This window comes from Actomonas spartinae (assembly GCF_051209155.1).
Classification (GTDB): Bacteria; Verrucomicrobiota; Verrucomicrobiia; order Opitutales; family Opitutaceae; genus Actomonas.
This window is the reverse complement of the sequence record NZ_JBPJGB010000001.1, coordinates 227,646-239,410: the sequence shown is the minus strand read 5'-3', so window position 1 is coordinate 239,410 and position 11,765 is coordinate 227,646. Positions and strand designations below refer to the sequence as shown.

9 protein-coding genes are annotated in these 11,765 nt (G+C 64.9%); all 9 read left to right on the top strand.

What is annotated here, in order from left to right; translation table 11 throughout:
* The first annotated feature begins 11 nt into the window (after positions 1 to 11).
* The 9 genes from AC0MRV_RS00980 to AC0MRV_RS00940 all read left to right on the top strand — a co-directional run bounded on the left by AC0MRV_RS00980 (position 12) and on the right by AC0MRV_RS00940 (position 11,330).
* On the top strand, positions 12 to 1,109 hold the full coding sequence (locus AC0MRV_RS00980; protein WP_472762548.1) for a mannonate dehydratase: 1,098 nt from the start codon (positions 12 to 14) through the stop codon (positions 1,107 to 1,109).
* Positions 1,110 to 1,244: 135 nt separating this feature from the next.
* The gene (locus tag AC0MRV_RS00975) at positions 1,245 to 2,915 is read left to right on the top strand and encodes an ASKHA domain-containing protein (protein WP_472762547.1); all 1,671 of its coding nucleotides are present in this window, start codon (positions 1,245 to 1,247) and stop codon (positions 2,913 to 2,915) included.
* A gap of 138 nt (positions 2,916 to 3,053) precedes the next feature.
* Entirely contained in the window at positions 3,054 to 4,286 is a 1,233-nt protein-coding gene (locus tag AC0MRV_RS00970) for a hypothetical protein (protein ID WP_472762546.1), read from the top strand.
* Between the two features lie 121 nt (positions 4,287 to 4,407).
* Positions 4,408 to 4,746 carry a hypothetical protein gene (locus tag AC0MRV_RS00965; RefSeq protein ID WP_472762545.1) on the top strand — a complete coding sequence of 113 codons (339 nt, stop codon included), beginning with the start codon at positions 4,408 to 4,410 and terminating at the stop codon, positions 4,744 to 4,746.
* Between the two features lie 126 nt (positions 4,747 to 4,872).
* Positions 4,873 to 5,928: a uroporphyrinogen decarboxylase family protein gene (locus AC0MRV_RS00960; protein ID WP_472762544.1), complete on the top strand. Its 1,056-nt coding sequence runs from the start codon at positions 4,873 to 4,875 to the stop codon at positions 5,926 to 5,928.
* Between the two features lie 177 nt (positions 5,929 to 6,105).
* Positions 6,106 to 7,071, top strand: coding sequence for a virulence factor (locus AC0MRV_RS00955; protein WP_472762543.1), 966 nt, complete (start codon positions 6,106 to 6,108; stop codon positions 7,069 to 7,071).
* A 148-nt stretch (positions 7,072 to 7,219) separates the two neighbouring features.
* Positions 7,220 to 8,773, top strand: coding sequence for a methylenetetrahydrofolate reductase C-terminal domain-containing protein (locus AC0MRV_RS00950; RefSeq protein ID WP_472762542.1), 1,554 nt, complete (start codon positions 7,220 to 7,222; stop codon positions 8,771 to 8,773).
* A 139-nt stretch (positions 8,774 to 8,912) separates the two neighbouring features.
* A complete protein-coding gene (locus AC0MRV_RS00945; protein WP_472762541.1) occupies positions 8,913 to 9,860 on the top strand; it encodes a dihydropteroate synthase in 948 nt (315 codons plus the stop codon).
* 189 nt (positions 9,861 to 10,049) lie between these two features.
* Positions 10,050 to 11,330: an amidohydrolase family protein gene (locus AC0MRV_RS00940; protein ID WP_472762540.1), complete on the top strand. Its 1,281-nt coding sequence runs from the start codon at positions 10,050 to 10,052 to the stop codon at positions 11,328 to 11,330.
* Positions 11,331 to 11,765 lie beyond the last annotated feature (435 nt).

The following is an 11,765-nucleotide window of genomic DNA, read 5'->3' as shown; positions in this document are numbered from 1 at the left end:
TCCACCGCACCATGAAACTCGGTCTCGGCCTCTATCGGCATATGCTGACGCGCGAAAACTTTGCCTTCGCGCGGCAAGCCGGCGCGACCCACATCGTCGCGCACCTGGTCGACTATTTCCGGGGCGGCCAGCATGCCCATGCCGAGGACCAACCCACCGGCACCGATAGCGGCTGGGGCCTGGCCGGTGATCCGGATGAGCTCTGGACCGTCGACGAGTTGATTGCCATCCGCCGCGACGTCGAAGCCGCCGGGCTCACGCTCGAGGCGATTGAAAACTTCGACCCCGCGCACTGGCACGACATTCTGCTCGATGGCCCGCTCCGCGACCGTCACGTCGAAAACGTGCGCACCACGATCCGCCGCCTCGGCGAGGCCGGCATCCCGATCATGGGCTACAACTTTTCCCTCGCCGGCGTCGCCGGCCGCACCACCGGCGCCTATGCCCGCGGCGGTGCGCCTTCGGTCGGCATGGAGGGTCCCTACGATCTGCCCATGACCCGCGGTATGGCTTGGAACATGATCGTCGACCCGGCCGCCGACCTGGATGAACCCCTACCCCCCGTCACCCACGAGCAATTGTGGGACCGCCTCCACCGCTTCCTGGACGACGTCCTGCCGGTCGCGGAAGAGGCCGGGGTTAAACTTGCCGCCCACCCCGACGACCCGCCCACCCCCACCGTGCGCGGCACGCCGCGATTGGTCTATCAGCCGTCGATGTATCAGCGCCTCATCGACCTGAACCCCAGCCCCGCCAACACCCTCGAGTTCTGCGTCGGTTCCCTCGCTGAGATGACGGAGGGCGACATCTACGAGGTGGTCGAAACCTACGCCCGCCAACACCGCCTCGGCTACGTTCACCTGCGCAACGTCGTCGGCAAGGTCCCGACCTACAAGGAGTCCTTCATTGACGACGGCGACGTCGATGTCCTCCGCGTCATGCGCATCCTCCACGACTGCGGTTTCGAGGGCGTCGTCATCCCCGACCACGCTCCGCAGATGTCCTGCGCCGCCCCCTGGCACGCCGGCATGGCCTACGCCCTCGGCTTCATGGCCGCCGGCCTCAAAACCCTCACCGGCGCCAACGCCGCCGGAAATCCCAAATCCTAAAACCCCAAATCCCAACCACCACGTTCCAGTGCGTAGCCGGTAGGCGAAGCCATCCGTGTCCATCCGTGGTTAAAAAAACCTCCCTGCCCCACGGCTCCGCTCCCCTCCGTTTCCTCCTGTAGAAAAAAGTTCCCCGTGCCCCGCCTCCTCCTCAACGCCCAGCCCGTCGATGTCGCGCCCGGTTCCGCCGCGACGCTCTTCGACCATGCCGAACAACTCGGCATCCGCGTGCCGACGTCCTGCCGCAAGCAGGGCAAGTGCAAGGAGTGTATCATGGAGATCACTACGGGCGCCGAACACCTCAGCGCCCCCGGTCCCGCCGAGGCTCACCTGACCGCGGGTTTCCGCCTGTCCTGCTGCACCGCGATCAACGCCGACACCCCTGCCGACGCCGAGATCCACGCCCACACCATGCGGCGCGGGACCCTGCGCGTGGAGAACGAGGCCTACGAACTACCCGTCCCTGCCACCGGCTTCTCGCTCGATCCCTGCGTCACGCGCGACGGCGAACGCGTGCTGCTCGACGGCGTGGAGATCGACCGCCGTCCCGTCACCGAACCCGCCCACGGCCTCGCCCTCGACATCGGCACCACCACCGTCGTCCTGCGCCTGCTCAACCTTGAGACCGGCGAACGCGTGGCCACCACCTCTTTCGAAAACCCGCAGCGCTTCGGCGGCTCCGACGTCATGGCGCGCATCGCCTACGACACCGAGGACAAGACCCGCTCCCTCCAGCGCACCCTGCTCGGTTACCTCAACCACGCCATCGCCGAACTGCCCGTGCCCGCCGACTCCATCTACGAGGTCGTCATTGCCGGCAACTCGACCATGCGGGATATGTTCTTCCGGCTCTCCGTCTACACCATCGGCCAGAGCCCCTACCAGTCACTCACCGAGCACGAGATGGCCGCGGGCAAACGTGACTCGACCGTCCTCACCACCACGGCCAAGAAGCTCGGTCTCGACGTCCACCCCGCCGCCCGTCTCTACGGCATGCCCATCATGAGCGGCCACGTCGGCGCCGACACCGCCGCCTGCATGCTCGCGGCCGACATCCAGCACGAGGACCGCCTCGTCGCCATCATGGACATCGGCACCAACACCGAGCTGGTGCTAGGCAACAAGGACCGCGTCGTCGCCGCCTCCTGCCCGGCTGGTCCGGCCTTCGAGGGTGGCCAGATCAGCTGCGGCATGCCCGGCCTGCCTGGCGCCATCGAAAAGGTGGTCATGGACGACGACGAGGACTTCGAGGTCTCCGTCATCGGCGGCGAAACCGAAACCCCGGTCGGCCTCTGCGGCTCCGGCCTCGTCTCCCTCCTCAGCGAACTCGTCCGCGGCGACCGCATGAACCGCCTCGGCCGTTTTGAGTTCGACGAAGAGCCGATCGAGGTCGCGCCCGGCGTCACCTTCTCCGAAGCCGACGTCAACAACCTCGCCCAAGCCAAGGGCGCCAACGTCGCCGGCCTGCAGATCATCTTCGAACACTTCGGCATCAACGCCGACCAACTGGACGTGTTCTACCTCGCCGGCGGCTTTGGCCGGCACCTCGACCTCGAAGCGTCCAAGCGCATCGGTCTCATCCCCGACATCCCCGACGAAAAAATCCGCCGCGTCGGCAACGCCGCCGTCGAAGGCGCCTGCATCGCCCTGCTCTCCAAGACCAAACGCCACGAGCTCGAGCAACTCGTCCGCCGTGTCGAACACTGCCGCCTCGAAACCCACCCCCACTTCTTCGACGTCTTCGTCGAAGGCTGCCAATTCGCCCCCTTCCAATCACCGAACACCAACCCTTCCAACGTCGTTTAACACGGAGGCAACGAAGGAGAGAACCAAGGCAACAGAGCCCCTCCGCCACCTTCGTTCTCTTCGTTCCCTTCCGTAAAAACAGCGTCTGCCTCTCTGCTCCGTTTCCCTCCGTTCCCTCCTGTAGAAAACTCCGTCGCTTTGCCCGCCCTCTCCACAGTTCAGGAGCTCCTGCTCACCGATCTGACCGTCGCCGTGCCGCGCGCCGAATACCACCGGCTGCTCGGTTACCCGCCGGGCCATGAGCCCGACGAGCGTATCCACGCGCTCGCGACGGCGACCGAGGCTTGGTATGCCCAGCACGGTCGCCCCTGGATCTACCTGCGCGAGGCGTCCCTCGACCTGAGCCAAGACCGCCTCGTCATCGACGGCGTCGCCTTCAACTCGCCCAAACTCCGCGCCCACCTCCGCGACAACGGCGCGATGCGTGTCATGCTCGCCGCCGTCGGCGCCGGCGCCGGCATCGCCGACCGTTCGGCCGAACTCTGGCGCGACAGCAAACCCGACGAATATTTCTTCACCGAGGTCTACGGCTCCGCCGTCGTCGAGCACCTCACCGCCACGCTGCACGGCCGCATCTGTGATCTGGCCGAACCGTCCGGCCTCATGGCCATCCCCCACTACAGCCCGGGTTACGCCGGCTGGGACATCAGCGAGCAGAACCGCCTCTTCGACGTGCTCACCGCCCGCCTCGGCACCGCGTTGCCCGAGACCGTGGAGGTTTTGAGCAGCGGTATGATCCGTCCGAAGAAAACCCTGCTCGGCGTCTTCGGCCTCATCGAGCGCACGCCCGCCGCGCTCGCCAATCCCACCCTCACGCCCTGCGAGCGCTGCGCCTTCGAGCCCTGCTCATACCGCCGCGCGCCCTATCTCCACGCCGCCGTCGCCATCGAGGAACCCAAACCCGTCTCGCCGGCCCCGCAATACACCGTGGCCCGCCGCGCCCTCGGCAAGTGGGCTCAGCAACGTCTGCGGCTCGACCACCGCGCCGACGGCACCATCGCCGCCACCTTCCGCTTCGAAGGCAGCACCTGTTCCAACATGGGCCACCCCCTCGCCTTCGACTACCGCGTCACCCTCGCCCCGGCCGCCGACGGTCACCGTATTCTGGATACGACCTGCGAGCCCGCCCCCGGCGACACCGGCCACACCCAGCAGTGCGCTTACCTGCGCGACGCCGAAGGCACCATGGCCCGCATCGCCGAACCGCCGCCCGTCGTCGGCCAGCCCCTCGACGCCATTCTCTCCTGGCAACGCGAAACCCGCCAAAGCGGCTGCTACTGCGACGCCACCTCCCGCGCCCACAAATGGGGCCTCGCGCTCGAAACCCTCCACTACGCGCTGAGCGAGACTCAGCGAAATCCCAAATCCTAATTCCTAAATCCTAACCACCTGGGAGAGCCGATCCCGCGCCTGCGGGATGTCCGCCACCCCTGCCTCTCGGCTCCGTTTCCCTCTGCTCCCTCCTGTAAATCCATTCTTCCCCCCCCCTCTCATGATCAAACTCTGCGATATCGATCCGGCCACTGACGAAAAGTTGCCCGCCAACTTCTCCGACAAATCCGGCGTCGGCGTGCACTACGCCAGCGCCTTCATCAAGCAACTCACCGTCAAGCTCGACGACGGCACCAAGGTCATGTGCAAGCGCAAGGGCCTCAAAATCATGCTGCGCATCAACAAGGCGCAGGGCAGCGGACTCCTCCGCCGCCTCGAGCACGGCCCCGACGTGAAGAACATGCTGCACAAGGCCCTCGAGGAAGCCGCCTCCGAAGCCGGCGCCAGAATCGAGATCCGCGGCAACGAGGTCTACCTCGAGCCCCCCGCCGCAGCCTGACCCTCCAAACCACCTTTGCCACGATTCCGTGCGTAGCCGGTAGGCGAAGCCATCCGTGTCCATCCGTGGTTAAAAACAGTCCCTGCCTCTCCGCCTCCCAACCTCCCTCCCAACCCCTTCCAACCTATGCGCCCTGAACAATGGGAAATCTTTAAGAAAGCCGCCCGCGGCGAACGCCTCGACAACATCCCGATGGCCATGATCATCGATAGCCCGTGGATCCCCGGCTATTGCGGTGTGAAACACATGGACTTCTTCCTCAATCCGCAGGTCTGGTTTGATTGCCACCTGAAGATTCATCAGGAGTTCCCCGACGTCATCTTCATCCCCGGTTGGTGGATGGAATACGGCATGGCCGCCGAACCCTCCGCCCTCGGCGCGAAGATCAAGTTCTGGCAGGACAACACGCCGTCCGAATACCACGGCCTCTTCCGCATCGAGGACGTCGACAAGCTGCACGAATACGAGGTCGAGGCCGACGCCTTCATGGCCCTCACCCTGCACCGCATCCGCATGCAGAAGCAGCAGGTCTTCGACGCCGGTTACATCATGCCGATCGTCACCGCCCGCGGCCCCATGTGCACGGCCGGTTTCGTCCGCAACACCGCCGACTTCATGCTCGATCTGGTCGATAAGCCCGAGCACGCCCACAAGCTCCTCGATCTCTCCACCCGCCTCATCATCGACTGGCTCAAGGCCCAGGCCAAGGCCATCGGCGACGGCGTCGAGGGCATCTTCATCCTCGATGACATCGTCGGCTTCGTGAACGAGGAACATTACCAGGAGTTCTGCCACCCCTACCTCAAGCGCATCTGCGATGCCTTCCCCAAGGACTGGGTGAAGATCTACCACAACGACGCCTCCATCGAGGCCTGCATGGATCACCTGCCCGACGTCGGCTTCAACGTGCTCAACTGGGGCAAACAGACCGACATCGAGGAAGTGAAATTCCGCATCGGCGACGACATGACGCTCATGGGAAACGTGAACCCGCTCGAGGTCGGCGTTCGCGGCACCCCCGAGGAATGCTACGCCGCCACCATGGACGTCCTCAACAAGTCCGAGGGCGAGCGCATCATCCTCTCCGTCGGCGGTGGCACCTCCCCCGGCATGCCCAAGGCCAACATCGAGGCCATGCTCTCCGCCCTCAACGCCTACAACAAAGCCCGCCGCGGCGAGTAAGCCGACAAACCACTCCAACGCAGTCTGACACGGAGGAAACGAAGGAGAAAAACAAAGACAACCAAGCCACTCCACCGCCTTCGTTCTCTTCGTTTCCTTCTGTAAAAATCCTGCCTCGCGGCTCCGTTTCCCTCCGTTCCCTCCTGTAAGAACAAATTCACTACACCGTTTTTCAAAATGCCTGATTACGCACTCATGAACCAACTCCTCTACGAGGGCAACGGACCCGAGGTCGCCAAGATGACCCAGGCCGCCATCGACGAGGGGATCACCGCCCAGGAAGTTCTTTCCGAAGGCCTCATCGCCGGCATGGCCGTCGTCGGCGAAGACTTTAAGCACAACATCCTCTACGTGCCCGAGGTCCTCATCGCCGCCCGCGCCATGAAGGCCGGCATGGCCGTGCTCAAGCCCCTGCTCGCCGGCGACGAGAGCGGTGGCAACTCCTCCAAGGTCGGCACCCTCATGATGGGCACCGTCCGCGGCGACCTGCACGACATCGGCAAAAACCTCGTCTGCATGATGGCCGAAGGCGCGGGTTTCGAGGTCGTCGACATCGGCGTCGACCAGAGTGTCGAAAAATTCATGGCCGCGGCCGACCAGTGCAAACCCGACATCATCGGCATGTCCGCGCTGCTCACCACCACCATGACCTACATGAAGACCGTCATCGACGGCTTCGAGGCCGACGGCCGCGACGTGAAGTTCGCCGTCGGCGGCGCGCCCATCAGCCAGATGTTCGCCGATGAAATCGGCGCCGACGGTTACGGGGCCGATGCCTCCAGCGCGGTCGACCTCTTCCTCCACTTCATGGGCAAGGGCGACGCCCCCACCAACAAATCCGCCGCCGCCGCGCCCGCCGCTCCGGCCACCGATGCCCCCAAGGGCACGCACACCACCTACCAGATCCTCTATTGGCAGGACTTGCCCGCGCAGATCAAAGCCAGCGACGAAGTGACCGAGGTGAAACTTGAGCTCCCGACGCCCTTCATCGAGCGCATCGACGCCGCCGCCCAACGCCTCGGCCTCACCGCCGAGGTCGACTACACCGCCCAGTTCAAATGGGGCGACGAACAGGAACGCGACGGCGACGCCGCGACCGTCGCCGCCGCCGTCCAAGCCGAACTCGAATCCACCGCCGGCTAGGGAATTTTACACAGAGGAAACGAAGGAGAGAACAAAGGTAACAGAGCCCGTCCCCGGGAGCGCCGACCTCCGCGTCGGCCGCCGCCCGCCCCTCGGCTCCGTTTTTCTCCGTTCCCTCCTGTAAAAACCAGCCCTGCCTCTCGGCCCCATGCTGACTCTCCGCCAACGCCTCGCGCAGACCGACCGCTTCCTTCTCGGATGCGAGCTCGTCTCCGTGCGCGGTTCCATGGCCGAGCGCAACGCGGTCAAGACGCGCGGTTTCGCCAACGAGCTCGCCGCGCACGACGGCATCGACTGGGTCAGCATCACCGACAACGCCGGCGGCAACCCGCAGCTCGCGCCCACCGCCCTCGGCAAACCGCTGCTCTACGCCGGCAAGGAGGTCGTCATCCACCTCACCTGCAAGGACCTCAACCGCAACGGCCTCGAGAGCGAGGCCTGGCTGCTGCACAGCGAGGGGTTCAACAACATCCTCGCCATGACCGGCGACTACCCGATCTCGGGCAACGCCGGCACCGCCAAACCCGTCTTCGACATCGATTCGGTCGGCCTCATCACCCTGCTCAGCAAGATGAACGAAGGCCTCGATCCGCATCCGGATCGCAGCGGCAAGGCCCGCCCCAAGTTCGAGCCCACCGCCTTCCTCATCGGCGCCGTCACCAGCAACTTCAAGCTGCGCGAGGGCGAGCTCATGCCGCAATACGCCAAGCTCGCGGCCAAGGTCCGCGCCGGCGCCCACTTTATCATCAACCAGATCGGCTTCGACGCCCGCAAGATGAGCGAGCAGCTCGCCTGGATGCAGCGTAACAGTCTGGCGGATACGCCGATCATCGGCAACGTCTACCTGCTCAACCGCACCGTTGCGCGCATGTTCAACGAAGAGCTCATTCCCGGCGTGGTCGTCTCCGATGAGCTCCGCGAAGTCTGCGAGCGCCAGGGCGCCTCCCCCGACAAGGGCCGCGCCTTCTTCCGCGAACTCGCCGCCAAGCAACTGGCCATTTACCGCGGCCTCGGCTACCGCGGCGGCTACCTCGGCGGCGTGCACAACATGGTCGCCGTGCAGGAGATCCTCGACCTCGAAAAATCCTTCGCGCCCGACGACTGGAAACAGTTCGCCCGCGAGTTCCAATACTCGCGCCCCGGCGAGTTCTTCGCCTACGGCCGCACCGCCGACGGGCTCAGCGACCCGACCACCGCCGGCGAACCCGACCCCCACCCGGTGAAACACGTGACACTGAACTATCACCTGTCGAAGTTCACCCACGCCACGATGTTCACGCCGGGCAAGTTGCTCAACGACCTCGGCACAAAGCTCTGCGCGAAGTCGGCCAACCCGCGCCAGGGCCCCGCCATCATGCGCTGGGCGGAGCACCTCTCCAAAGCCGTCCTGTTCTCCTGCAAAGACTGCGGCGACTGCTCCTTGCCTGAGATCGGCTACCTCTGCCCCGAATCGCAGTGCGCGAAGAACCAGCGCAACGGCCCCTGCGGCGGCACGCGCGGCGGCCGCTGCGAAGTCGACGGTTACGGCGACTGCATCTGGCTGCGCGCCTACGAACGCGCCAAAGCAGACGGCACCGCGGCCGACCTCCTCGCCCACACCCCGGTCATCCAGGACCAATCCCTCCGCGGCACCTCCGCCTGGGCCAACAACTGGCTCCGCCGCGACCACACCTTCACGAAACCACCACCAACCCCTTCATAACGAGTTTTACACAGAGGTAACGAAGGCTGGAACGAAGGAAACAGAGCCACTCCTTCGCTTCGTTCTCTTCGTTTCCTTCTGTGAAGAACAGCCCCTGCCTCCCGGCTCCGTTCACCTCCGTTCCCTCCTGTAAAAGAAAATGCCTGTTCCCCCCCTCAATATCATCGGCGAACTCATCAACAATTCCTACGCCCGGGCCCGCCGCGCGTTCACTGATCGCGACGTCAGCAAATACCAGGAACTCGCCAAGATTCAGTCCGAGCTCGGCGCCGCCTACCTCACGGTCAACCTCGACGGCACCCAGCGCATCTCGGTCCGTGCCGAGGAGATGCTCGAGTTCCTGCCCGAGGTCGTGCCCGCCCTGCAGGAAGCCACCACCACCCCGCTCGCCTTCGACAATCCGTCCGTCGACTACCACCGCGTCGCGCTCGCCCACTACGACGCGAGCAAGAGCGGCCGCCCCATCCTCAATTCCCTCGCCGCCTCCCGCACCCACCTCGACGAGATGATCGGCCTCGTGAAGGACCACGACACCCGCGTCGTCGTCATGGCCTCGGAAACCTTCACCGACGAAGGCGGTTCACAATGCCTCGACCCGCGCGACTCGCACTCCGCCGCCAAACGCTTCGTCGATATGCTCGTCACCCGGGCCGACCGCCAACCGGATGACATCATCATCGATGTCGGCCTCGCCCCCGTCGGCGCCGACACCTACGGCCTCATCAACATCGGCCTCGACGCGATGAAGCTTATCACCGCCGACCCCGACCTCAAGGGTGTCCACTTCATCGTCGGCCTCTCCAACTTCGCCTGGGGCACCCCGAAGGGCGTCCGCGAACAACTCGAAAACGCCTACCTCACCATCGCCGGCGAACTCGGCCTCGACTACGCCCTGGCCAACGTCGAAAAACAGCCCGCCGCCCTTCCGTCCGACGACCCGCTCGTCGCCCAACTCCGCGAAGCCCTCGAACAGGGGCGCCGCCAAGGCGACGAGTCGCAGGAAACCGCCGGCTTCCGCCAAGCCGAGGCCATCATGGCCATCTGCGCCGCCAACAAACCCGCCGAAGACGACGACTGGGACGACTGAGACGCCCCTCCGACGCAATTTCACACAGAGGCAACGAAGGATCGAACGAAGGAAACAGAGCCAATCCACCGCCTTCGTTCTCTTCGTTACCTTCTGTAAAAACTCAATCCTGCCCCTCGGCTCTGTTCCCCTCTGTTCCCTCCTGTAAAAAACACGTGCTGACGGCATCTGTGCTCCTCTGTGAAATCTGTGGTTAATATACCTTCCGCTTCCCCCTCCCGCCGCGTCTGGCTGCATGTCGGCACGCTGCTCGACGGCACGTCGACCACGCCCGCTCGCGACGCGCACGTCGTCTACGACAGCGATCGTATCCATTTCTTGGGCACGAACGGCGACACCCCGTCGGCCGAGCTGATCAACCCTGGTCAGACCGCCCCTGACCACGTTGCGCCGGACGCCACGCTCCTGCCCGGCCTTATCGAAGCTCACGCCCACCTCTTTCTCGAAGGTGGTGAACTCGATGTAGAAAAACGCGCCGCCTACCTCACCCAATCTTCAAACGAGCTCCTCACCGCCGCGCAGCCGCGCCTCGCCCAGCTCGTCACCCTCGGCGTTTGCGGCGTGCGCGACGCCGGCGACAAGGACGGCGTCGGCCTTGCGCTGAGCCGCCAATACAAGTCGGCCGACCGGCCGCTCATGCCCTATTACGATTCGCCCGGCGCCGCGCTACACCATGCGGGTCGCTACGGCAAATTCATGGGCGAAGCGATCGAAGCCCACGGCTCGATCGACGCCGCCGTCGATGCCCGCGTCGCCGCCGGCGCCGACCGGATCAAGCTGCTCCCGACCGGCATCATCAACTTCAAGAAGGGCCTGGTCACCGCGGCCCCGCAGATGGACACCGCTGAAGTCGCCGCCATCGTCGCCGCGGCGCAGCGCCACGGCCGCCAAACCTTTGCCCACTCCAGCGGCGACCTTGGCATTGACCACGCCATCGACGGGGGGGTCGACACCATCGAGCACGGTTTCTTCCTGCGCGACGATCAGCTGGCCAAACTCCGCGATCGCGAGATCGGCTGGGTGCCGACCTTTGCCCCCGTGCAAAAGCAGGTCGACCACGCCGAGCTCTTTGGCTGGGACGCGGAGATCGTCGGCAACCTGCAACGCATCCTCGACAACCACGCGCGCTCCCTGGTGAAAGCCCACGAGATGGGCGTGCTCATCATCGCCGGTTCCGACGCCGGCAGTGTCGGAGTCGCACATGGCCTCGGTTTCTTTGACGAACTGGAGTGCATGGAGAACGCGGGCCTGCCTACCCTCGCCATCCTCAACGCCGCCACCGGCGTGAGCGCGGGTCGCCTCGCCTACGCCGACCCCATCGGTCGCATCGCCCCCGACCACAAACCGCGCATGATCCTCACCAGCGCGCCGATCCTCGAGAGCGTCACCCACCTCCGCGCCCCCAAAACCGTCATCTTCGACGACCAGGTGCTGAGTCATGGCAACGATTTCGACGCGGCCGGCTTGTAAGCGAGATTCGCTCATACGCAGGCCAATTGGCCGCAGCGGGATGCCATCGCGCAATCGGCTCTGGTCACTGAGACGATCGTCGTTTCCGGGACGGATCCAGTTTCCAGTCAGCCACCAGAGCGAACGAAGCCTTGGCGACGGTGGGCGGTGCTTGAGCGAAGGTGGAAGCCCTCGACTTTCCCAGACACACCCTCACCTAGCCGTTTGAGCCGACGCATTTCATCTCGCCGCTCGCCAGCGCATGAGGCTCAATCCCGTTATCGTTCGTTGCACCTCAGTTACCGAGGCTCTCGCGCTAGCCTGTTTCGCCGCTTCCGCTTTCTGCCTCACCGGAGAGGATGCTCCCATCGAGGCTCCCAACCCACGCGTTACGGGTTCACCTTCCATACAGACCTGGCGCACCGAGGATATCACGGGCCACCCCGTCAATCGGCA